This window comes from Ruegeria profundi, assembly GCF_020171505.1.
In the GTDB taxonomy this organism is placed as follows: Bacteria; Pseudomonadota; Alphaproteobacteria; order Rhodobacterales; family Rhodobacteraceae; genus Ruegeria; species Ruegeria profundi.
This window is the reverse complement of sequence record NZ_JAIUZS010000003.1, coordinates 842493-864818: the sequence shown is the minus strand read 5'-3', so window position 1 is coordinate 864818 and position 22326 is coordinate 842493. Positions and strand designations below refer to the sequence as shown.

Below are 22326 nucleotides of genomic sequence, written 5' to 3'. Positions count from 1 at the left end.
ATCGGAGACATATCATGACATGGTCCTTTTCACTCGGCCGCGTTCTTGGGTCGGAACTAAGGGTCCATGTCACCTTTTTTCTACTTCTAGCGTGGGTCGGATTTGCGGCCTATTCCAGCGCAGGCCTGCCAGCAGCTATCGAAAACGTCGCATTCGTTCTGGCGCTGTTCGCCTGCGTCGTGGCACACGAATTCGGCCACGCCCTTATGGCGCGGCGTTTCGGGATCAAAACCCCCGATATAACCTTGTTGCCGATTGGCGGGTTGGCCCGGCTGGAAAGGATGCCGGAGCAGCCAATACAAGAAGTCTGGGTTGCCCTCGCCGGACCAGCCGTAAATATCGTCATTTGGTTTGTACTGGTCGCGCTTGGGGCGGGAATGCCGCTTGAAACAATGGCGCAGATCGACACGACCGATTCCAGTTTGCTGAACCGTCTGGCTTACGTGAACCTGCTGTTGGCGGCGTTTAACATGATACCCGCGTTCCCGATGGATGGAGGGCGGGTATTCCGGGCGCTTCTTTGCTTGAAAATGGATCGCGTCAAAGCCACGAGGATCGCCGCCTCGGGTGGGCAGGTCGTGGCTGTCGCGCTTGGGTTTTTGGGGCTGAGCTCCGGCAATCCCATTTTGGTGCTGATCGCGATTTTCGTCTTTGTCGCTGCCAATTCCGAAAGCCAGGATGTCGCCATGCGGTCCGTGGCGCGCAGGGTTCTGGCGCGTGATGCAATGATCACCGAGTTCCGCGCCCTGTCACCAACTGACTCGTTAGCGACTGCTGCTCAGGCCGTCATCAGCACCACTCAGCACGAGTTTCCTGTTTTGGATGGCAGCGGAGTTTTGCAGGGCTTTGTGACCCGGGATCGGCTGTTTGCTGCATTGGCCGGGGACACGCCCCGCTCAGAACCGGCGACGTCCATTATGGAGACAGATATTCCACGGGTTCAACTGACCAGCGGGCTCGAAACCGTATTGGACACTTTATACAAGGGTGCCCCGGCCATCGCAGTCTGTACGCAGGCCGGGAATATGGTTGGCTACATCACCCGTGAGAATATTGGTGAGTTGATGGTCATCCGAAGCCGGTGATCAGACTGCCTCCAGCGCGTCTTCCAAAACAGAAATTACTGCGTCGCGCGGCACGTCCGCAGTGACAAAGGCCTTACCAATGCCACGTGCCAGAATGAACCGAAGCTGACCGTCAATAACCTTTTTGTCCTGCGCCATTAGGTCAACAAGGGCCTCGGCACTTGGCAGCTGACCTGGAATATCTGCCAGATCGGTTTTCATCCCCATTGCCCGCAGATGTGCTCGAACACGGCTGGGATCTTCCTGCGAACACAGGCCCAGGCGCGCGGACAATTCGAACGCCAACGCGCAACCGATGGCGACACCTTCGCCATGAAGCAGCCGGTCGGAATAGCCGGTCGCAGCCTCAAGCGCATGACAGAACGTATGGCCAAGGTTCAGCAATGCGCGTTCGCCCTGTTCGGTTTCGTCACGCGCCACGATATCGGCTTTCATCTGGACCGAACGTGTTACCGCATGAACCCGAGCGGCCATGTCACCGCCGGATACGGATGGGCCATTGGCCTCGAGCCATTCAAAAAAATCGGCATCGCCCAGCAGGCCGTATTTCACAACCTCACCATAGCCTGACAGGAAATCGCGCGGCGTCAGCGCATCCAGCACCGAGGTATCTGCCAGAACCAGTGTCGGCTGATGAAAAGCTCCAATAAGGTTCTTGCCTTGCGGCGCGTTGATCCCGGTCTTGCCACCGACCGAACTGTCGACCTGCGCCAGCAATGAGGTCGGGATTTGCACGAACCGAACACCGCGCCGCAAGACCGCTGCGGCGAAACCAACCAAGTCGCCAATGACTCCGCCTCCAAAGGCGATAACGACATCCCGGCGCTCGATTTTTTCGGCCAGCAGCCATTCGACCGTACGTTCGAAATGCGGCCAGCTTTTGGTGCCCTCACCTGCAGGCAAAGTCAGAGAGGTCATTTCAATCCCGCTCGAGGCCAGACCTTCGCGCAGCGCCTCCAAGTGCAGCGCGCCAACGTTCTGATCCGTCACAACGGCCACCTTTGGGCGATGCAGCAGCGGGGCGATCCGGGCGCCAGTCTGCGCCAAAAGGTTGGGGCCGATTTCAACGTCATAGGAACGTTCGCCCAAGTCTACGTGTACGGTTTGATGCATTACTTCTGTTCCAAAACATCGGGGCGTGTTGCAAGCGCATCCAACACCCGGTTCACCATATTGTCGATCGAGGTCTCACCATCCGACTCTGCGATCAAGTCGGCCTGCGCATAAATCGGGACGCGCTGTTCGTACAGGTTGCGCAGGGTCGCGTAAGGATCCTCCGTGCGCAACAAGGGGCGCGTGTCTTTGTGTTTGACCCGGTTCCACAGAACCTCAAGATCGGCCCGCAGCCAGACAGAAACACCGCGCTCGGAAATCATGGTGCGATTCCGTTCAGACAGAAAAGCCCCACCCCCCGTCGAAAGAATGCCCTTTTCCTCATCCAGCAATCGCCCGATGACCTGCGATTCCTTGCCGCGAAAGAACGGTTCTCCATCACGTTCGAATATCTCAGGGATCGTCATGTTCGCCGCCGATTCGATCTCGGCATCGCTGTCAAGGAACGGAACGCCCAATCGGGCAGCAAGCGCGCGCCCCACGGCTGTCTTTCCCGCCCCCATCATGCCAACAAGAACCACCGTTTTGTGCAGGACAAACCCCGCCCCAGCTTCCGTACCGGAGGTGTTATGCTTAATTTCGCTCATTTCACCGTGAATGACGTGATCTTAAGAAAAATGCTAGCTATAACTATGGCAAAAGAGAAAATTGGGGCAGCGTTGAGCAATGGGCCGTCTAATCAAATTCTTAGTATATCTGATTTGCCTGTGTTTTGTCGGGCTGGTGGCATACGCCTATCTCGGGCCGTTTTTCGGCGCGGACTTTTCGGCCCCGGAAGGCGAAATCCGAGAACCGGTAATCCTGAATGTGGAATAAAACCGCACTGCTGGCGCTGTTTGTGGCCGGATCGGCGCAAGCGCAGCAGGAACCCCTTTCTGTTATTGACTGGTTAAGCAATCCGCCAGAAAACCTGCCGGAAACCGTTTTGCTTGAACCTCCGGTAACGCAAACAGGTGTGCAACCAGGGGTCGAGGTCACGCCGCTTGAGGCATTGTCGCAACCGCTTGGGCTGGTGTCGTCATCTGTAACCGGACTGCCCGTGGATATGTGGCAAAACAGCGACCCTGACCGTCTGGCATCGCTGATCGCCCAAGCACCGCTGAATCACAACCCTGCCATGCAACGATTGCTTTTCACACTGTTGTTGTCCGAAGCGCGCGCACCCACCGGGCCGGATGCCGAGGAAACGCTGTTGCTGGCGCGGCTAGACCGGTTGATGCAGCTTGGCGCCGCCGATCCCGCGCAATCATTGGTTCAACTTGCTGGCCCGACCAACAGCCGCGAGCGGTTCCAGCGTTGGTTTGACGCCACCCTGTTGACCGGGGATGAAGACCGAAGCTGCACGGCTTTGATCGCGCAGCCGCATCTGTCGCAGGACTACGCGGTTCAGATATTTTGCAAGGCGCGGCGCGGTGATTGGAATTCTGCAGCTTTGACGCTGGAGGCAGCCCACGCGCTGCAGGTTCTACCGCCCGAAGATCTGGATGTTCTGGACAGGTTTCTCAGCCCCGAATTGTTTGAAGATGCCGAGTATCTGCCGCAGCCGGACAATCCCGATCCGCTGAGTTTTCGGCTGTTCGAAGCCATTGGTGAGCGTCTGCCTTCCGCCCCGTTACCCCGCGCATTCGCCAATGCAGACCTGCGCGACGTTGCCGGGTGGAAAGCACAGATCGAAGCGGCGGAGCGTTTGACGCGGATCGGCGCACTTACACCCAACCAGTTGCTAGGGCTCTATACCGAGCGTGACCCTGCGGCCTCGGGCGCGGTTTGGGATCGCGTGGCCGCGATCCAGAAATTCGAAAGCGCGCTGGAATCCGGAAAACCCGAAGCCATAGCCAAAACGCTACCGCCTGTCTGGGACCAAATGCGCGATGTCGGGCTTGAAGTTCCTTTTGCCGAGTTGTTTGCTGGCCGATTGTCGCAGTTTTCACTGCCTGATCCCCAAGCCGAAAACCTTCGGTGGCGCATACTCTTATTGTCTGACCTATATGAGGCGGCCGCCCTCTCACCGCCAAACCAGTCGCAGGAAAGTCAGTTTCTCGCGGCTCTGGCGCAAGGCGACCCTGGGCGCGCGCGCACTCCGTCACCGTTGGCTGATGCGGTGGCGCAGGGCTTTGCCTGGGCCGCGCCAATCCCGTCGGATATCGAGGCGATGCTGAACAACGACCAGTTAGGCGAGGCCATTCTGGAAACGATGGAACTGTTCGCCCATGGCGCGCGGGGAAATCTGGTCGATCTGACCGCGGCCATCGCAACACTGCGCCGGGTCGGGCTTGAGGATACTGCCCGCCGTGCGGCCTTGAACCTTCTGATCTTGCAGGCTTCGTGACGATGGCGTCCCCGTCCACATCCGACTCGTGGATTTCCACCTTTCTGCAGGCACAAGCGGCAGAGTTGGGCGCAGCCAACAACACATTGTTGGCCTATGGTCGCGATCTCAAGGATTTTGCGGCGTGGCTAGGGGCGCGAAAGGCCGGGTTTTCCAACGCTGAACGCGACCTGATCGAGGCTTATCTGATCGATTGCGACACCCAAGGGTTGGCGCAGTCCACCCGTGCGCGGCGGTTGTCGGCCATCAAACAGATTTACCGATTTGCGTTCGAAGAAGGCTGGCGAGACACCAACCCCGCCATTCAAATCAAGGGTCCAGGGCGCAAGAAGCGTTTGCCCAAAACGCTGGACGTGTCCGAGGTTGACCGCCTGCTGCAAGCCGCCCGCCAGACTGGACGCACCAAGGCCGACCGAGTGCGCAACACCTGCCTGATGGAGGTACTGTATGCCACCGGTATGCGCGTGACCGAGTTGGTTTCACTGCCCGTTTCATCGGCACGGGGCGATCCGCGTATGCTGCTGGTGCTTGGCAAGGGCGGCAAGGAACGGATGGTACCCCTCTCCCCCCCTGCCCGCGACGCGCTGGCGGCGTGGCTAGTGATGCGGGATGAAAACGAAGATCAACTGGTCGCAGACGGTGGTCAGCGGTCTAAGTTCCTGTTCCCGTCACGCGGGAAATCCGGCCACCTGACGCGTCATATGTTTTTTCTTTTGGTCAAGGAATTGGCGGTTCAGGGCGGGGTCTCGCCAGACAAGGTCACTCCGCATACGCTGCGCCATGCCTTTGCCACACACCTGCTTGCCAATGGCGCAGATCTGCGGTCGATCCAGACCCTGCTGGGCCATGCCGATGTGGCGACGACAGAAATCTATACCCATGTCCTGGACGAGCGACTGGCTGAACTGGTGTTAGAGCATCACCCCCTGGCGAAAGACTCCGAAGACAAGGGGTAACCCCTTGATCCGCAGGGGTCGCGCCCCCATAACCATTGCAGAAAAACCAACAACCAAGGACCGATGGAACCCTCTTCTTCTTTGATCGACGGCGCATTCTGGGTAACCACAGGCGCCATTTTGTTGTTGCTCGTCCTGTCGGGCTTTTTCTCGGGTTCTGAAACGGCATTGACCGCATCGTCGCGCGGTAAGCTGCGGGCGCAGGCCGACAAGGGGTCTCGCGGAGCGCAAAAGGCGCTTGAAATCACCGACGATAATGAGCGGCTGATCGGTTCGGTCCTGCTTGGCAATAACCTGGTAAACATCCTCGCCGCCTCGCTGGCGACTGCGCTGTTTACGCGGCTTTTCGGCGAAAGCGGTGTTGCCCTGGCAACGCTGGTGATGACCCTGCTGGTTCTGATCTTTGCCGAGGTTCTGCCCAAGACCTATGCGATTACAAACTCGGAAAAAGCAGCCTCTGCGGTGGCTCCGATCATCAGCGTCGTTGTTACGGTCTTTTCGCCCATTGTGGCGGCGGTGCGCCTTTTGGTGCGCGGGGTTCTGCGCCTGTTCGGCGTTCAGATCGACCCTGACAGCAACATCCTTGCTGTGCGTGAGGAAATCGCAGGCGCTTTGCAACTGGGCCACTCCGAAGGCGTGGTTCAGAAAGAAGACCGCGACCGCATTCTCGGCGCGCTGGACCTGGGTGACCGGGCAGTGGAAGAGATCATGCTTCACAGGTCAAATATCGAAATGATCGACGCGGACGATGCGCCCGAGGCTATTTTGCAGCAATGTCTTAAAAGCCCTCATACCCGGCTGCCTGTATTCCGCGATGAACCTGAAAACATCGTTGGCGTTGTTCACGCCAAGGATCTGTTCCGCGCCATGTATGCACAGGCTGGGGGAAATCAGGGCGATGCCAACAGGCTGAAGGAGTTCGACATCTCAAAAGTGGCGAATGACCCCTATTTCGTTCCAGAAACCACGACGTTGGATGACCAGATGCGGGAATTCCTTCGGATGCACAGCCATTTTGCGCTGGTCGTGGACGAATATGGCTCATTACGGGGTCTGATCACGCTTGAAGACATCCTTGAGGAAATCGTTGGTGAAATCGCCGATGAATTCGATATCGAGGAAGACGTCCCCGTAACCCGCACCGAAGATGGACAATTCCTCATCGAGGGCGCGATGACCATTCGAGATGTGAACCGAGCGATGGACTGGTCCCTGCCAGATGATGAGGCGAACACGCTTGCAGGGCTCGTCATTCACGAGGCTCAGATGATCCCCGTGATTGGTCAGGTCTTTTCGTTCCACGGCTTTCGGTTCGAAGTCACCGCCAAGGATGGCAATCGGGTGACGGAACTGAAAATCAGACCGCTTTAGGTCGAATTCTGGAAAACAAACTGGCCTTCTTTTGGGGAAACTATCGTGTTGCGCAGGGCAAGTGTTCGGCGAAAGGTCAAGTTCGACTGCAGTTCCAAGTGCACGGGTCGGTAAAAACCGAACCGTATTGCATTCTTCCCGGCACAGACTGCTGAAACGACACGATCTGTCGCATTCGGCGTTGCGCCAAGGACCGTGCTGATCAGACTGGCCGAAATACTGACGGAGGCATTCATGAAGCTCGAAACCCGCGTGGCGGTAATTGGCGGCGGCGTCGTCGGCTGTTCCGTACTGTACCATCTGACCAAACTTGGCTGGTCAGACGTCATGCTGCTTGAGCGTTCGGAGTTGACCAGCGGCTCGACCTGGCATGCGGCAGGCGGGTTTCATACCTTGAACGGCGACACGAACATGGCGGCGCTGCAAGGCTATACAATCCGGTTGTATAAAGAGCTTGAGGAAATCACGGGCATGTCCTGTGGCCTGCACCACGTGGGCGGTGTGACGCTGGCCGACAATCAAGACCGGTTCGACATGCTGCTGGCTGAACGCGCCAAGCATCGGTTCATGGGATTGGAAACCGAAATCGTCGGGCCGGAAGAGATCAAGAAAATCGCGCCCATCACCAATACCGACGGCATCATCGGTGCACTCTACGATCCGTTAGACGGGCATCTTGACCCATCAGGCACAACGCATGCCTATGCCAAGGCCGCTCGGATGGGCGGCGCCACGATCGAAACACATTGCATGGTTCGCGAAACCAATCAGCGCCCCGATGGCACGTGGGACGTTGTCACGGACAAAGGCACCATTCACGCGGAGCACGTGGTAAACGCAGGCGGCCTTTGGGCGCGCGAGGTTGGAGCCATGGCCGGCATCTACTTCCCGCTGCACCCGATGGAGCATCAGTATCTGGTTACGGATTCGATCCCTCAGATCGAAGCAATCATCGACGCAGGCGGTGAGCATCCGCATGTGATGGACCCGGCTGGCGAAAGCTATCTCCGGCAGGAAGGGCGCGGTCTTTGCATCGGCTTTTACGAGCAACCCTGCAAGCCATGGGCGGTGGACGGAACGCCGTGGGAGTTCGGGCATGAACTGCTGCCGGACGACTATGACAAGATCACCGACAGTATCGAGTTTGCGTACAAACGCTTCCCGGTCCTCGCCGAAACCGGGGTAAAGTCGGTGATCCACGGGCCGTTCACCTTTGCGCCGGACGGGAATCCCCTGGTCGGGCCGGTGCCAGGGGTGCGGAACTATTGGTCGGCCTGCGGCGTGATGGCTGGCTTCAGCCAAGGCGGCGGTGTTGGTTTGACTCTGGCGCAATGGATGATCGAAGGCGAGCCCGAACGCGATGTTTTTGCCATGGACGTCGCGAGGTTCGGCGAGTGGATCAGCCCCGGCTACACCCGCCCGAAGGTGATCGAAAACTATCAAAAGCGGTTTAGCGTCGCCTACCCGAACGAAGAACTGCCCGCCGCACGGCCCAACCGCACGACCCCGATGTACGACATCTTCAGCGATCTGGGTGCGGTCTGGGGTCAGCAATACGGGTTGGAGGTTCCCAATTATTTTGCTCAAGGCGACGAGCCGAGCTATGAGACGCCGTCGTTCCGCCGATCGGACGCGTTTGACGCAACAGGGCGCGAAGTGCATGCAGTTCGCAAGGCTGTCGGTATCAACGAAGTCCACAATTTCGGCAAGTACCGCATCACGGGACACTCGGCGCGCGACTGGCTGGACCGGATCATGGCTGGACGCATTCCAAAACCGGGCCGTGTATCACTGACCCCTATGTTGTCGGCAAAGGGCAAGCTGATCGGGGATTTCACCGTTTCCTGCCTGAAAGAAGGTGAATTCCATCTGACAGCCTCGTACGGTAGCCAAGCCTTTCACATGCGTTGGTTCCTGCAGCATCAGGAAGAGGGCGTGCATGTCGAAAATATCAGCGACAGGTTGAACGGTTTTCAGATCGCAGGCCCGAACGCGGCAACGGTTCTGTCGGCCTGCACCCGAGATGACATCTCGGACCTGCGGTTTCTGGACGTGCGGCGCATGACGGTCGGCATGACGGACTGTATCGTGCAACGTGTCAGCTATACAGGCGATCTGGGGTATGAGATTTACTGCGATCCGATGGCCCAAAGACAGCTCTGGTGGACATTGTGGCAAGCCGGCCAATCGCATGGCATGGTGCCTTTCGGCATGCGCGCGATGATGAGCCTGCGTCTGGATAAGTTCTTCGGATCGTGGATGCGTGAATTCTCGCCCGACTATACTGCCGCCGAAACGGGTCTGGACCGTTTTATTTCCTTCACGAAAAATGCTGACTTCATAGGTCGTTCCGCAGCCGAAAAGGATCGAGCGCAGGGTCCGACACGCAAACTTGTGGCCTTTGAGGTCGACGCCAACGATGCCGATGTCAACGCGTACGAACCGATCTGGCTGGATGGCGTGGTTGTCGGCTTCTGCACGTCTGGCGGATATTCACATTATGCTGAGAAATCTGTTGCCCTTGGATTTCTGCCGGTGGATCGGGTAACCGACGGGTTGGAGGTTGAAATCGAGATCCTTGGTCAAATGCGTAAGGCTTGGGTGATTTCGGAGCCTCTCTTTGATGCGGACGGCGCGCGGATGCGGGGATGACACGGCCCGGTTGTGGCGGCATGGTGGTTTAATGGCTAATATACCCATCATTCTGCTCGCAGCCGGCCAATCCAGCCGCATGGGTGGTCAGGACAAGCTGCTGCAGACCGTCGAAGGCCAACCCTTATTGCGACGCACAGCAATGATTGCGCGGGACGCGGCACCTGTGATCGTTGCCCTGCCCCCTGCTCCGCATCCCCGGTATGAGGTATTGGACGGGCTGGCGCTACGCAAAGTTGAAATTGCGGATGCAAGTGAAGGCATGAATGCCAGCCTGCGCGGTGCATTGGCGCAAGTACCGCCTGACGCTCCTGCGGTCATGGTGTTGCTGGCGGACTTGCCCGAGATTACAACCGATGATTTGAACGCCGTGCTTGCGTCCGTGAGGACCCACCGGGAAAAGCTGATATGGCGCGGGGCAACAGCCGACGGCAAACCGGGTCATCCTGTGGTTTTCGACCGCCGCCTTTTTGACCAACTCGGTGAGTTAACAGGGGATGACGGTGCGCAATCCATCGTACGCGCGCAGGCTGACAAACTGCATTTGCAAACCCTGCCTGATCAAAACGCTCTGCTTGATCTGGACACGCCTGAAGACTGGGCAAGGTGGCGCGCAAGACGTGGCCCCAAAACGTAACGCGGCCCGGTCGATAACGACCGGGCCGGTACCCAAAACAGGACTACCACTTTTCATCAATCCCGGAAACGCGGCCAATCGTGTCAGTAGACACCCTTGGCTGTTCCGCCGCCGAACCTAAACAAGACCCCCTCGTTAACATGCCGCTCAGCGTTTCCAGTGACTGTGACAAGCCTTCGACACCCCCTAGTGCCGTCGGCTCCCCCTCGCTTGGGCAAATCCATCGTCACCGATCCGGCCGGATCAAACAATGTAAAATTGGAAGGAGCGGTGGATTTTGTCAGTCTCAGAATGGTTTTTCCGCAACATCCCCAAGGCATCGATCTACCTATAGGTGAGCCGCCATCCGTCGCTCGAATCTAATTCCACCCAATAGGCACATGCTTATTTGGCAATCTACTGTCTTTGGTATGATTTGTTTTCGCTCATATCTTCGTCGCGTGAGCATTACTACAACTCAAAGATGATCGTCTTTAAGCCGAAATTATGGGCGGCGGATTTGTTAACAAATTTCATTCAATTCAACCCTTTTTGCTCTTTGTCACCTAAACTGGCAACAATCCACCGATTCGTCCGGGTTGATTCGCACAAATCCTCCGATTTCTCCCCTGAAACCACGAACTGCGGACAGACGTTTGTGGCAAAATTAAGAATTTTTAACAGTTCAAACAGAAAACACACAGATTAAAGGCGCATCTCCTGCTTGAACACGCGGCCACGACCGCGTGCACAAACAGGAGATAAAAATGAGCATTCGCAAATCCTCTCTACTTTTGCCCGGGACAGCCGGTTGGGTTGGTGCCGGCACACTGGGCGCGGCCATGCTGGCGACCACCGCCCTGCCCTCTCTGGCCGACGAAGCAGTGGCTGATCTCGTTGAGGCCGTATCACCGTCGGTTGTTACCGTGATCGCCGAACAAGGCGAAGCTCCGGTTCCCGCTCAGGGGCGCCAGTTCGACTTCGATCAACACCCATTCGGAGAGTTTTTTGAACGTTTTGGCCTGCCCGAAGGGTTCAACGCGCCGCAGCGCGGACCGGCACAGGGTCTTGGGTCGGGGTTTGTTCTGGATGAGGCCGGATACATAGTGACCAACCACCATGTTGTAGACAACGCCGCGTCTGTGACGGTTCGCCTGTCAGATGACCGCAGCTACCAAGCCGAGATCATCGGAACCGACCCGCTGACCGATATTGCCGTTCTGAAGATCGACGCCGACGAAGCCTTGCAAGCCGTTGAGATGGGCGATAGCGACGTAATCCGCGTCGGCGAGGACGTTGTGGCAATCGGCAATCCGTTCGGCCTCCACGCGACTGTGACTACCGGAATCGTTTCGGCCAAAGGGCGGAACATCTCGGACGGGCCATATGCTGAATTCATCCAGACCGATGCTGCGATCAACAAGGGCAACTCAGGAGGGCCGCTGTTCAACATGGACGGCGAAGTGGTCGGCGTGAACTCGGCCATCTACTCGCCCACAGGCGGGTCGGTGGGCCTTGGCTTTGCCGTTACGTCAAACATCGTGGAGCACATCGCTGCTGACCTGCGCGATGACGGCCAAGTAAGCCGTGGCTGGTTGGGTGTCTCGATCCAGAACGTCAGCCCGGACCTTGCAGCAGCACTGGGCATCGACAGCTACACCGGTGCGCTGGTATCGGACGTTGTCGACGGCAGCCCAGCCGAGGGCGTGCTGCAACAAGGCGATGTCATTCTGACTTTCAACGATGAGCCGGTCGACTCCAGCAGCGATCTGCCGCTTCTTGTTGGTACCACTAAGGTCGGCACTGAGAGCGTATTGACTGTTTTGCGCAATGGTAAGGAACAACAGGTTCAGCTGACCATCGGCCAACATCAAAGCGCCTCGGCCCAGATCGACACGCCTGTGGACGAAGGCATTTCTGGCACCACGCTGGGTGTCACCGTCGCTCCGCTGACCGACATCAATCGTGCCGAAATGGGTGTGGGTGAGAATGTCGACGGTGTGGTTGTCACTGACCTGACACCCGACAGCCCGGCGGCCAAAGCCGGTCTGCAGCGGGGCGATGTGATCGTTAAGCTGGGCGGCAAAGAAACCGCAACTCCGGACGCGCTAAAAGCCGCGCTGGACAGCGAAAAAACCGATCCCGCACTTGTTCTGATCAATCGCGGCGGAAACCAGATCTTCGTCGCGGTGAAAATCGCCTGATCTGAGACAAGCGCGCGCCACATGACGGGGAGATATTGGCGGGCGCCTCCCCGGTGGTTTGATTTGTCCGCAAACTGCCGGGACTGCCGGGTGCGCAACGACGCACCCGGCATGTAACGCCCCTAAAACCAAGTGCTTTACCCGATATTTTATGTTTAAATCTGGGTAGAAAGGAACTCGGATCATGAGCCGCCGCCTGCTGATCGTTGAAGATGACGAAGACACCCGTGAGTTCATCGCAAAAGGCTTTGGTGAAGAAGGGTACATCGTCGAGACCGCCGAAGATGGCCGTGAGGGGTTGTACCATGCCACTGACGGCGGATTTGACGCCGTTGTGCTGGATCGGATGCTGCCGGGCTTGGACGGTTTGTCCCTGATCAAGTCCATGCGCGCGGCAGGTGTGAAAACACCGGTTTTGATGCTGACAGCAATGAGCGCCGTTGACGAACGCGTCAAAGGGCTGCGCGCCGGGGCGGATGACTATCTGGTCAAGCCGTTCTCTTTTCAGGAACTTCACGCCCGGATCGAGGCGCTGCTGCGCCGTCCGCAAGAGGCCGAGGAAAGCCCGACGCTGACCTGCCGTGACCTTGAAATGGATTTGCTGACCCGCAAGGTCACCCGAAACGGGCGCGAGATTACCCTGACCCCGCGCGAATTCCAGATTCTGGAATTCTTCCTGCGCCGGAAAAACCGCGTGGTGTCGCGGACCATGTTGTTGGAGGGCGTATGGGATTATCACTTTGATCCAAACACGAATGTTGTCGATGTCCATATCTCGAAGCTGCGCCGCCAGTTGGACGAAGGTGGCGAGCCGCCGATGATCGAAACCGTCCGGGGCGCCGGTTACATGATATCTGATGGATAACATCCGACTGTCTTTCAACAATTCCCGTACACGTCTTATTCTGGCCAGCATGGCTCTGAGTACGTTGTTGACGGCCACCATCCTGGCGCTGGTCTATGTCACGGCGAACCGCACGATCGAGGGTGAAACCCGTTCTGTCGTCTCAGCCGAACTGACCGGGCTTGCGGATGAATATGAACGTCGCGGCCTGCTTGGGTTGCTCAGGGCAATTGAGCGGCGCATTCCGACCGCAGCGGAAAGAGACGCCCTGTATCTGCTGACAGATCCGTTTGGCGTCAAACTGGCGGGAAACCTCAAACAATGGCCTGATCACATCGCTGCCGGCAGTGGCTGGGTCGATCTTGAGTTGCGCCGCGCAGACAATGACGAACTGGTGCCGATTTCGGCAGCTTCGGTTCGCCTTCCCGGAGGTGAGCGTCTTTTGGTCGGCCGGGACGCGCTTGCACGACAACAGTTTGATCGCGTGCTGCTGCAAACCGTTGGCATCGCCTTGGGCATTGCACTGGGGCTGAGCGTTCTGACCGGCTGGTTGTTCACCCGACTTGTCTTTGCCCGCTTGTCCGATATCGCCAATACGGCAGAGGATATCGTTTCGGGCGATCTGTCCCGGCGAATGCCCCTGCGCGGCACCGGGGATGAATTCGATCAGGTGTCGGGGACGCTCAACACCATGTTGGACCGGATCGAAGAACTGGTCAGCAACCTGCGCACCACGTCGAATTCCATTGCGCATGATCTACGCTCGCCTCTGTCACGCCTGAAACAACGGGTCGAAACTCTGTCGGATCCTTCCAAAACGGATAAGGAGCGCGCGATTGATATCGCGCGTGCCAGTGTGGAAATCGACCACGTGTTGCGCGTGCTTGGGCAACTGACCGAAATCTCGCGGGCCGAGGCAGGTGTCGGACGCGAACAGTTCGAACCGGTAGACCTACAGCAATTGGTTGCAGACGTGGTCGAGCTGTATGAGCCTGTTGCCAGTGACCAGGGTATCCAACTCAAGGTCACCGGAACGGCCGCGCCCATACCGGGGCATCGCCCTCTGTTGTCGCAAGCGCTGTCGAACCTGCTGGAAAACTCGATGAGATATGCGCCGCAGGATACGGCTGTCACAATCAACCTGTCTGACGATGGCGCTTATACATGCCTCAGCGTCCGCGATCAGGGTCCGGGTGTTCCGCAACAGGATCTGTCGCGCCTGCAAATGCCGTTTGTCACGCTTGACCCGGCCCGTACCGAACGCAACGCCGGTTTGGGTTTGGCGCTGGTGGCCGCTATTTCTCACATGCACGGTGGCGGGTTTGAGGCACGCAATTGCGATCCCGGACTAGAGGCAAAGATCAAACTGGCGCGAAAAACCTAGGCAGGCACACCGTTGGTTGCCATCGTCTTGTTCTTGTAGCGTTTATCCGCGGTGACATCGGGCCCAAACCAATCAGGGGGCGTGTAGGCACTGGCCTCGGCCTCAGTTTGAAATTCCACCTCCACCAATCGAAGCGGGGCCAAGCCCCCAAGAAATACATCCAATTCATACACGCGCCCGTCCGGCAACTGACCGGTATAGCGTTCCTTTTCCACCCTGCGGCCCTCTGTCTCGGGCCAGAAGGTTTCAAATTGCTCAGAGGAGATTTCGGCCTCACGCTCAACCCGCACCATCGTGCCGCCGCCCTTGAGGGTCAGGAAGAACTTATCGTTCTTCTGACGCAGGCGCAGTTCGGTTGAATCGTCTGGTGCAGTCAAATAGCCCTGCCTTACAACGGCTTTGGCTGCGCCGCTCAGATCGGGTAACTTTGCCACCAAAAACTTGCGCTCAATCTCCGTACTCATTTGGTTGAAACCACTCCGTTTTCCAGTTCATCGAACAACGTCTGATAGGCGGCGTTCGCCACGCTGCGACCGGCATAGATGCTGACCGGGGCGCGATTTTGCCCCATCCGCTCGATATCCGCTGCAAATGGTACTTCTGTTTGAAGAAACCGTTTTTTGTATAGCTTTCGCATCTTTTCCATCGTCTCAAGGTGCAAGGTCTTTCGCTGCTGCACCATCGAGAAGAACGCCTTTATCTTTTTCCTGGGCAATCCCTGTTCGTTGAAAAAATTTACCAATTGCTCAAGCGTTCTTTCAGACAGCGTCGTAGGAATAACGGGTACAACGATCAGATCTGCGGCTTTGAAGATATTCTCGGACAAGGTCGAAAAGTTCGGAGGACAGTCCAGTATGATCACGTCATAGTCGCTGCCCGCTGAAACCAGTGCTTTTTTCAGCCGTGATCGTTTGTTCCGCATCCGCGAAAGGAACACGTCGAAATCGCGAAAGGTCAGGTTCGCAGGCAGCACGTCCAAACCCTCAAAATCACTGGCCCGGATCGATTTCACAAAACGCTGCACGTCCTCGAAAAACCGGGCGTCTGTCAGTTTCTTGGAGGGCTTCACCCGAAAATAGAATCCAGACGCCCCTTGTGGATCAAGATCGCATAGCAGCACTTTGAACCCTGCTTGCGCATAGGCGTAGGCCAGGTTCACCGAGGTTGCGGTTTTACCCACACCGCCCTTGTTGCTGTAGCAGGCAATGATCTTCACGCCTCAGTCCTCCTTATGGTGAAACAGGGTTCGGAACAGGTTCTGGATGTCCGGACTGTCGAAATGTTGGAAGTTGGCGATCACGCGCTCACGCTCGGCTTTTTGGCGCTGATCCAGCACGGCAATCAAGCCACCCACAGACATGGCAAGCTGAGCATTCGCGCGACCCTGCGCGTTGCTTTGGGCCGCAACAAACGCATGCAACGCTTCTTGCTGGACCGAGTAGTCATTGAACAGGCCAAGGTTATCCTGAAGCTTTTTCAATGGCTTGATGAGCGTTTTGAAATCACCTTTGTCGAAAAGAGGGGCAAAGAACTCCATCAAATACCGCAGTTTTTTGCAATCGATCCGCAGGTCATGCACGATCTCATCCGGGGTGTCAGGAGTGATGCTGCGCGCCAGTTTGCACACCTTGCGATACCGTTTCCAAATCAGCGCACAGGCGTAGTCATAGGCACCGCGCTTCGCATTTGGGCCCGGTTCCAAGCCTTTAGAATCAGAAAACAACTTTGAAAGATCGCTCATCTGTCGTTCGTAAGTCGCGCTTCGAAAGCGTTTGGACAGGCTTGTAAGGGCTTTTGTCCTTTCCTTTTCGAATTGTTCAAACATGGCTTGCACGCCCGGATGAAGATCGGGGGGTAACAGATTGAAGTAGATGTCTTTCTCTAAAAGATAGACATCCAAATCCCGTACACGCCCGGTTGGCGCCATCAGGTCCGAGAATTCACGTTTCAACGCGTCTGTCTGCTTTGGAGAAAACACGCCCTTGAACAGGCTCAGAACAGACCGAATTCGCCGCAGCGAAACGCGATAATCGTGCAGGAATTCGGTGTCGATATCAGCAATGACCCCCGCTTCATTCTGTCGAGCAACGGCCAGAAAAGTTCGGATGATATCAACGGCCACTTCGATCGAAGGCTCTTTCTTACCCAGTTGAACCTCGGGCTTGGCGTTATACGGAACAGTGTCTGGGAAAAGGGTTTGGAACACAGGCTCGAAACCGGGCGTTCCCGAGGTCATGCCCTGCAGTGTTGAACAAACGGATTGAAAGGCCCGGTCGTAGCCGCGCATGGGCTGAACATGCACAAGCGTGACCTGCCCGTTATCCGACGTCAGTGACAGGATACTTCCGCGAACCTGCGTCTTTTGCAGGTCGTCCAGAACCGCAAAACCGCTGCTCTCCATTGTTCCGGCCCCGATACCCATCAACGCGCGCAGTTTGGGAAATTCAACCAAGGCGTCACGAACCGGACCGCGTGGCAAATCCTGCACAAATCTTGCTTTGCCGCTGTCTTGAATCAGCATATCCCCGTCGCTTTGAAGCAGGTGCAGCTTGCCGTTTGCCTCAAGCAATAACCGCCCGTCTGCCCGCAGCGACTGATCATGGCAGTCCAGCAGGTTGAACACGCGGGCAGTTGTCGGCGCGTCGAACACCGGGGCCAAACCTTTCAGCTCACCAGCGAATTTGTTTACGTCAAATCCACCCGGAAGGACAAAGAAACCACTTGTCTGCTTCATAACGAGCGACCTTTTTTCCAAGTATCAAGGTAGTCGTTCCCTAGTGTCGCAGTTACTTTCTGATTACTGGCACCTACGTCTATCAAGCAGAGTCTGAAGGTCTTTGTTGTCTTGCTGTTTAACCCAAGCAACGCTTTCTTTTTTCTTTTGCCGGATATTTCGCCGATACACCTACTCTTTGACATCCGAACCCCATTACGACACGAACTCATGAAATCGCACATCGCCGCATGTGGCAAGTCCGATGAAATTCTGATCCTGCGTCAGGTCGACATCACCGCAGCACATGGCTATTAGATGCGCATGTCTGACCCCATCACTTCGATCCGCAATCTCGGCCCGGCATTTGAGCAAGCCTGCGCAAAGGCAGGCATCCACTCGGCGCAACACCTGCGCGAGATGGGTCCGGACGAAGCTTATGCGCGCATACTTCAGGCCGGTGCGCGACCGCATTTCATTGGGTATTACGTGCTGGTCATGGGCCTGCAAGGCCGGCCTTGGAACGACTGCAAAGGCGATGAAAAAAAGGCGCTGCGCCAACGATTTGACGCAATAAAGGCCAGTGTCAGTTTAAAGCCCGAAACGCAGATAATCTCGGATTTGGATGCGGTTGGCGTGCGCGTGTCGGCAGCCGATCTCAAGCCCCTATAGAAAAGGCCGCACCCAGTACCGGGAGCGGCCCAAAAATCAAAGCTGATGGCAGTTTAGCCAACCAGTTCGATGCCCGAGAAGAAATACGCGATTTCCACAGCAGCGGTTTCCGGTGCGTCTGATCCGTGGACCGAGTTTTCACCAACCGACTCGGCAAACTCAGCGCGGATGGTACCGGGGGCCGCGTCTGCGGGGTTGGTTGCGCCCATGACTTCACGGTTCTTTGCAATGGCGCCTTCGCCTTCCAGAACCTGAACAACGACCGGAGCCGAGGACATGAACTCGCACAGTTCGTCATAGAACGGACGCTCGGCGTGCACTTCGTAGAACTTGCCCGCCTGTTCCTTGGTCATGTGGATGCGCTTTTGCGCAACGATGCGCAGGCCAGCCTCTTCGAACTTGGCGTTGATCTTGCCAGTCAAATTGCGGCGGGTTGCATCGGGTTTGATGATCGAGAATGTGCGTTCCAGTGCCATTTTGGCCTCTCCTTACCTTAAGGCGCGGGGTCGCGCCGAAATCCATCGCGCGCCGCGTATCACGGTATTTGCGATATGAAAAGCACTATGATGCGCTGGGGCTCAGATCGCGTCGGGCAATGGGTCGCGCCTGTCGACCCAGCGCACATACAGGACAGCCAGCAGACCCGCGAAACTGCACGCCCACATCATCCCCAATACAAGGAACGGACCGTTTTCGGGGCTGACCCAAAGCCCGGTTAGCGAGGTTAGTACAGCGCCCAGGGCAACGATCATCGCCCCCGAAAGACCCGCAGCGCTACCTGCCAGTTTGGGGCGGACGGACATCAGACCTGCGCTAGCGTTGGCATTGGTCAGACCGTTGCCGAACCCGACGAAGATGGCAGACCCGAAGAAGACCCAAACCGAACCGAGATCCGCTAGGAACAGCAACACACCCCCAAGCGGCCCTGTCGACGCGACAACACGCCCGATCAGGATCATTGTGGTCAGTTTTGTTCGCGCTGCGATCCGACCGGTGATGAAATTGCCCACCATAAAGCCGCCCGTGATAATACCAATTCCTAACCCCAGCATGGCGGGGCTAAGATCGAACCACGCCGCCGCCACAAGGGGCGCGCCGGTGATAAAGCTGTAAAACCCTCCGATAGAAAACGCCGCGCATAGGGCATATCCCCAGAACCTGCGGGCGCGAAACAGGTGGGGATATTCACTCAGCTGGGCCGCAAAGGTAGAGGATCGATTGGCATTGGTCTCTCCCATATCGGCCCACAACAGAACCAGAACCCCTGCCCCCAGTATTGAATACAGGACAAAGCCCGCACGCCAACCGAACAGGCTGTCGAGCGCACCGCCCAGCATCGGCCCCAGCATCGGGGCCAGTGCCATCGCCATCGTGACATACCCTAACTTGCTGGCGGCCTCGTTGGGTGGATGCATGTCCCGTATGGCAGCGCTGGACAGAACAGGCCCGGCCACGACCGCAGCCTGTAGCAATCGAAACCCAAGAAAGCCCCAGATCGTGTCGGCTAAAACGCAACCGACCGAGGTCATCACGAAAACAGTCATACAGATCAACAGGATGGGCCGACGACCAAACCGGTCCGATAACGGCCCCATTATCAGTTGCAGCACGGCAGACACGGCCAGATAGCCGGCGACTGTGAGGTTCACCAACGCATAATCGACCTGAAAATCCTCGGCCATCCTTGCCAGCGAAGGCAAGAACATATTCAGCGTCAAAACCGACAAAGCAGTCGCGAACACCAAAGTAATCAGGGAAGGAGGCGTAGTAGCCGCGCGCATTTTTTATCCGTCCAAAGTCAACCGGACCAGCGCTAGCACATAGGTTTCGCAATGAACACGCCTACCCGCTGGCGGCGTCTCGGATGCTCTGATAAGAGCGGCGCATGTTACGGATCGAAGACATCACCTATGCGGTCGAAGGCCGCCCCCTGTTTGACGGTGCCAGCGCAACCATTCCGGATGGCCACAAGGTTGGTCTGGTTGGTCGCAACGGGACCGGAAAAACCACGCTGTTCCGTTTGATCCGAGGCGAGTTGGCCTTGGAGTCGGGTAATATCGCCCTGCCGAAACGCGCCCGGATCGGAGGGGTGGCACAAGAGGTGCCGTCCTCTGATGTCTCGCTGATCAATACAGTTCTTGCCGCGGATACCGAGCGCAGCTCGCTGATGACCGAGGCCGAAACTGCCGAAGACCCCACGCGCATCGCCGAGATTCAGACGCGTCTGGCCGATATCGACGCCTGGTCGGCCGAGGCCCGAGCGGCCTCGATCCTCAAAGGCTTGGGGTTTGATGACGATGACCAACTACGCCCATGTTCCGATTTCTCGGGCGGTTGGCGAATGCGCGTTGCGTTGGCGGCGGTGTTGTTTGCACAACCCGACCTGCTGCTTTTGGACGAACCGACCAACTATCTCGACCTAGAAGGTGCGCTTTGGCTGGAAAGCTATCTTGCCAAATACCCCCATACCGTGATCATCATCAGCCACGACCGGGGGTTGCTGAACCGTGCGGTTGGGTCGATTCTGCACCTTGAGGATCGCAAGCTCACCTATTACGCGGTGCCTTACGACAAATTTGCCGAACGTCGAGCTGAACGTCTGGCGCAGGCCGAATCCGAGAATGCGAAAGCCAAAGCGCGCATCGCCCATTTGCAAAGCTTTGTGGACCGGTTCCGCTATAAGGCATCGAAGGCGGTTCAAGCACAATCGCGCCTCAAAATGATCGAGCGCATCCAATTGGTATCGACCCCACAAGAAGCCGCGTTGCGCGCCTTTTCATTCCCCGAGCCCGAGGAATTGTCGCCGCCGATCATTCAGATAGAAGGCGGCGTCACGGGATATGGCGAGACCGAGGTGTTGCGACGCCTGAACCTGCGTATTGATCAGGATGACCGCATCGCCCTGCTGGGCAAGAACGGTCAGGGCAAATCGACCCTGTCCAAGCTTCTGTCTGATCGTCTGCCCCTGATGGCGGGCAAGATGACCCGTAGCAACCGGTTGCGCATTGGCTATTTCGCGCAGCATCAGGTGGATGAATTACACGTGGACGAAACGCCCCTGGACCATCTGCGGCGCCTGCGCCCGGACGAAGCTCCGGGAAAGTGGCGTTCGCGTCTGGCTGGGTTCGGGTTGAACGCCGATCAGGCAGAAACACTGGTCGGTCGTCTGTCGGGTGGTCAAAAGGCTCGGCTGTCGCTGTTGATCGCCACCATCGACGCCCCGCACATGCTGATCCTCGACGAGCCAACCAACCACCTGGACATCGAAAGCCGCGAGGCACTCGTCGAAGCGCTGACCGCCTATTCCGGTGCCGTGGTTCTGGTCAGCCACGATATGCATCTGTTGTCGCTGGTCGCGGACAGGCTGTGGCTGGTCTCGGACGGTACGGTCAAACCCTTTGAGCAGGATCTTGAAGCCTATCGCGCCATGCTGTTGTCGCGTGACAAGCCGGTTAAAGAAAAACAGCAAGTGGTAACGCCCAAACGCCCCTCGCGCGATACGATGCTAGCCCTGCGCGCCGAACTGCGTAAATGCGAGGACCGGATCGAAAAGCTGACGGATATGCACGAAAAACTATCGGCAAGGCTTGCGGACCCGGCGCTGTATGAAAACGACAGGGTCAACGATCTGGAAACCTGGAACCGCAAGTTCGCCGAGGTCGTCGAAGCGATGCAAAAGGCCGAAGCCTTGTGGGTGGCGGCCGCCGAACGCCTTGAAAACGCCGAGAATGCCGCATGATGGACCTGGCGTTTTTCGTCACCGCGTTTACCACCCTGTTCGTGGTGATCGACCCTTTCGGTACTACCCCGATCTTTGTTGCGATGACGCAAGAAATGGACGCGCGTACGCGCCGCAGAACGGCATACCGCACCTGTGCCGTGGCGTCTGGTATCCTTGTTGCCTTTGCCGCCTTCGGCGAGGCCGTTCTGGGTTTTGTCGGCATCTCGATGGAGGCGTTCAAGGTCGCTGGTGGCGCGCTGTTGTTTCTTACCGCGCTCGACATGCTGTTCGAACGTCGTACCAAACGCCGTGAGGATCGGGCCGAGGTTGAAGAGCACCCCGACCCGTCTGTGTTTCCGCTGGCAATTCCGCTTGTGGCCGGACCGGGTTCGATTGCGACAATCATCCTGCTGGCGGGTCAGCATCCGGGCATTCTGGGCATTGCCGAGGCGACCTTGGTGATGCTGGCGGTCATGGCAGTGGTTCTGACCTTCTTTCTGTCCGGCGGCCTGATCGCGCGCATATTGGGTAAAACGGGGCTGAACGTCCTTACTCGGCTGTTGGGGATGCTGCTGGCAGCGCTGTCGGTTCAGTTCATTCTGGATGGCCTTAAAGCCTTTGGTTTTGCCTCATAAACACCCATATATCTGATGTGATATTGGTAAG

General features: G+C 57.3%; 19 protein-coding genes. 12 read left to right on the top strand and 7 right to left on the bottom strand.

The genetic code is table 11. The annotated features are described in order from the left end of the window. The first annotated feature begins 14 nt into the window (after positions 1–14). The gene (locus LCM21_RS10130; RefSeq protein ID WP_224890488.1) at positions 15–1085 is read left to right on the top strand and encodes a site-2 protease family protein; all 1071 of its coding nucleotides are present in this window, start codon (positions 15–17) and stop codon (positions 1083–1085) included. On the opposite strand, the gene aroB is transcribed toward LCM21_RS10130, so the two are convergent. Next, complete coding sequence (aroB, locus tag LCM21_RS10125) at positions 1086–2198, bottom strand: 3-dehydroquinate synthase (RefSeq protein ID WP_224890487.1); 1113 nt, start codon at positions 2196–2198, stop codon at positions 1086–1088. Next, the gene (locus tag LCM21_RS10120; RefSeq protein WP_224890486.1) at positions 2198–2785 is read right to left on the bottom strand and encodes a shikimate kinase; all 588 of its coding nucleotides are present in this window, start codon (positions 2783–2785) and stop codon (positions 2198–2200) included. Before LCM21_RS10120 ends, aroB begins: the two co-directional genes overlap by 1 nt. Before the next feature lie 218 nt (positions 2786–3003). On the opposite strand from LCM21_RS10120, the gene LCM21_RS10115 reads away from it, so the two are divergent. The 8 genes from LCM21_RS10115 (at position 3004) to LCM21_RS10080 (ending at position 14554) form a co-directional block, all read left to right on the top strand. After that, positions 3004–4527: a hypothetical protein gene (locus LCM21_RS10115; protein WP_224890485.1), complete on the top strand. Its 1524-nt coding sequence runs from the start codon at positions 3004–3006 to the stop codon at positions 4525–4527. A 2-nt stretch (positions 4528–4529) separates the two neighbouring features. Continuing rightward, positions 4530–5483 (top strand): site-specific tyrosine recombinase XerD, encoded by a 954-nt coding sequence (locus tag LCM21_RS10110; protein WP_224890484.1) that lies wholly within the window; start codon positions 4530–4532, stop codon positions 5481–5483. A 63-nt stretch (positions 5484–5546) separates the two neighbouring features. Beyond that, positions 5547–6854 carry an HlyC/CorC family transporter gene (locus LCM21_RS10105; protein WP_068334896.1) on the top strand — a complete coding sequence of 436 codons (1308 nt, stop codon included), beginning with the start codon at positions 5547–5549 and terminating at the stop codon, positions 6852–6854. A 234-nt stretch (positions 6855–7088) separates the two neighbouring features. Continuing rightward, positions 7089–9506 carry a GcvT family protein gene (locus LCM21_RS10100; RefSeq protein ID WP_224890483.1) on the top strand — a complete coding sequence of 806 codons (2418 nt, stop codon included), beginning with the start codon at positions 7089–7091 and terminating at the stop codon, positions 9504–9506. Between the two features lie 31 nt (positions 9507–9537). Further along, on the top strand, positions 9538–10143 hold the full coding sequence (locus LCM21_RS10095) for a nucleotidyltransferase family protein (protein ID WP_224890482.1): 606 nt from the start codon (positions 9538–9540) through the stop codon (positions 10141–10143). 746 nt (positions 10144–10889) lie between these two features. Next, the gene (locus tag LCM21_RS10090) at positions 10890–12326 is read left to right on the top strand and encodes a Do family serine endopeptidase (RefSeq protein WP_224890481.1); all 1437 of its coding nucleotides are present in this window, start codon (positions 10890–10892) and stop codon (positions 12324–12326) included. Between the two features lie 184 nt (positions 12327–12510). Further along, entirely contained in the window at positions 12511–13191 is a 681-nt protein-coding gene (locus tag LCM21_RS10085) for a response regulator transcription factor (protein ID WP_224890480.1), read from the top strand. Continuing rightward, positions 13184–14554 (top strand): sensor histidine kinase, encoded by a 1371-nt coding sequence (locus tag LCM21_RS10080; RefSeq protein WP_224890479.1) that lies wholly within the window; start codon positions 13184–13186, stop codon positions 14552–14554. Before LCM21_RS10085 ends, LCM21_RS10080 begins: the two co-directional genes overlap by 8 nt. Here LCM21_RS10080 and LCM21_RS10075 read toward each other — a convergent pair. From LCM21_RS10075 to LCM21_RS10065, 3 genes are read right to left on the bottom strand one after another with little or no spacing between them, the layout of a single operon-like run. Then, complete coding sequence (locus LCM21_RS10075) at positions 14551–15018, bottom strand: CYTH domain-containing protein (protein WP_224890478.1); 468 nt, start codon at positions 15016–15018, stop codon at positions 14551–14553. The genes LCM21_RS10080 and LCM21_RS10075 overlap by 4 nt on opposite strands. Then, positions 15015–15770 (bottom strand): ParA family protein, encoded by a 756-nt coding sequence (locus LCM21_RS10070; RefSeq protein ID WP_224890477.1) that lies wholly within the window; start codon positions 15768–15770, stop codon positions 15015–15017. Before LCM21_RS10070 ends, LCM21_RS10075 begins: the two co-directional genes overlap by 4 nt. A gap of 3 nt (positions 15771–15773) precedes the next feature. Continuing rightward, the gene (locus LCM21_RS10065; protein WP_224890476.1) at positions 15774–17288 is read right to left on the bottom strand and encodes a CHAD domain-containing protein; all 1515 of its coding nucleotides are present in this window, start codon (positions 17286–17288) and stop codon (positions 15774–15776) included. Between the two features lie 303 nt (positions 17289–17591). Between LCM21_RS10065 and LCM21_RS10060 the strand changes: the two genes are divergently transcribed. Then, the gene (locus tag LCM21_RS10060) at positions 17592–17939 is read left to right on the top strand and encodes a TfoX/Sxy family protein (protein WP_224890475.1); all 348 of its coding nucleotides are present in this window, start codon (positions 17592–17594) and stop codon (positions 17937–17939) included. Positions 17940–17992: 53 nt separating this feature from the next. Here LCM21_RS10060 and ndk read toward each other — a convergent pair whose 3' ends face one another. Then, positions 17993–18415: a nucleoside-diphosphate kinase gene (ndk, locus tag LCM21_RS10055; RefSeq protein WP_068334875.1), complete on the bottom strand. Its 423-nt coding sequence runs from the start codon at positions 18413–18415 to the stop codon at positions 17993–17995. A 102-nt stretch (positions 18416–18517) separates the two neighbouring features. Next, positions 18518–19720, bottom strand: a complete 1203-nt coding sequence (locus LCM21_RS10050; protein ID WP_224890474.1) for a multidrug effflux MFS transporter — start codon at positions 19718–19720, stop codon at positions 18518–18520. 104 nt (positions 19721–19824) lie between these two features. On the opposite strand from LCM21_RS10050, the gene LCM21_RS10045 reads away from it, so the two are divergent. Together LCM21_RS10045 and LCM21_RS10040 are read left to right on the top strand one after the other, a co-directional pair. After that, positions 19825–21678, top strand: a complete 1854-nt coding sequence (locus LCM21_RS10045) for an ABC-F family ATP-binding cassette domain-containing protein (RefSeq protein WP_224890473.1) — start codon at positions 19825–19827, stop codon at positions 21676–21678. Beyond that, positions 21675–22295 carry a MarC family protein gene (locus LCM21_RS10040; protein WP_224890472.1) on the top strand — a complete coding sequence of 207 codons (621 nt, stop codon included), beginning with the start codon at positions 21675–21677 and terminating at the stop codon, positions 22293–22295. Before LCM21_RS10045 ends, LCM21_RS10040 begins: the two co-directional genes overlap by 4 nt. The last annotated feature ends 31 nt before the right edge of the window (positions 22296–22326 follow it).

Excerpts from the sequence above, each read along its gene's own strand:
- LCM21_RS10105 (WP_068334896.1), top strand. The coding sequence starts at position 5,547 with ATGGAACCCTCTTCTTCTTTGATCGACGGCGCATTCTGGGTAACCACA.
- LCM21_RS10120 (WP_224890486.1), bottom strand. The coding sequence starts at position 2,785 with ATGAGCGAAATTAAGCATAACACCTCCGGTACGGAAGCTGGGGCGGGG.
- LCM21_RS10110 (WP_224890484.1), top strand. The coding sequence starts at position 4,530 with ATGGCGTCCCCGTCCACATCCGACTCGTGGATTTCCACCTTTCTGCAG.
- LCM21_RS10115 (WP_224890485.1), top strand. The coding sequence starts at position 3,004 with ATGTGGAATAAAACCGCACTGCTGGCGCTGTTTGTGGCCGGATCGGCG.
- LCM21_RS10065 (WP_224890476.1), bottom strand. The coding sequence starts at position 17,288 with ATGAAGCAGACAAGTGGTTTCTTTGTCCTTCCGGGTGGATTTGACGTA.
- LCM21_RS10095 (WP_224890482.1), top strand. The coding sequence starts at position 9,538 with ATGGCTAATATACCCATCATTCTGCTCGCAGCCGGCCAATCCAGCCGC.
- LCM21_RS10080 (WP_224890479.1), top strand. The coding sequence starts at position 13,184 with ATGGATAACATCCGACTGTCTTTCAACAATTCCCGTACACGTCTTATT.
- aroB (WP_224890487.1), bottom strand. The coding sequence starts at position 2,198 with ATGCATCAAACCGTACACGTAGACTTGGGCGAACGTTCCTATGACGTT.
- LCM21_RS10050 (WP_224890474.1), bottom strand. The coding sequence starts at position 19,720 with ATGCGCGCGGCTACTACGCCTCCTTCCCTGATTACTTTGGTGTTCGCG.
- LCM21_RS10085 (WP_224890480.1), top strand. The coding sequence starts at position 12,511 with ATGAGCCGCCGCCTGCTGATCGTTGAAGATGACGAAGACACCCGTGAG.
- LCM21_RS10075 (WP_224890478.1), bottom strand. The coding sequence starts at position 15,018 with ATGAGTACGGAGATTGAGCGCAAGTTTTTGGTGGCAAAGTTACCCGAT.
- LCM21_RS10130 (WP_224890488.1), top strand. The coding sequence starts at position 15 with ATGACATGGTCCTTTTCACTCGGCCGCGTTCTTGGGTCGGAACTAAGG.
- LCM21_RS10040 (WP_224890472.1), top strand. The coding sequence starts at position 21,675 with ATGATGGACCTGGCGTTTTTCGTCACCGCGTTTACCACCCTGTTCGTG.
- ndk (WP_068334875.1), bottom strand. The coding sequence starts at position 18,415 with ATGGCACTGGAACGCACATTCTCGATCATCAAACCCGATGCAACCCGC.
- LCM21_RS10045 (WP_224890473.1), top strand. The coding sequence starts at position 19,825 with ATGTTACGGATCGAAGACATCACCTATGCGGTCGAAGGCCGCCCCCTG.
- LCM21_RS10060 (WP_224890475.1), top strand. The coding sequence starts at position 17,592 with ATGTCTGACCCCATCACTTCGATCCGCAATCTCGGCCCGGCATTTGAG.
- LCM21_RS10090 (WP_224890481.1), top strand. The coding sequence starts at position 10,890 with ATGAGCATTCGCAAATCCTCTCTACTTTTGCCCGGGACAGCCGGTTGG.
- LCM21_RS10100 (WP_224890483.1), top strand. The coding sequence starts at position 7,089 with ATGAAGCTCGAAACCCGCGTGGCGGTAATTGGCGGCGGCGTCGTCGGC.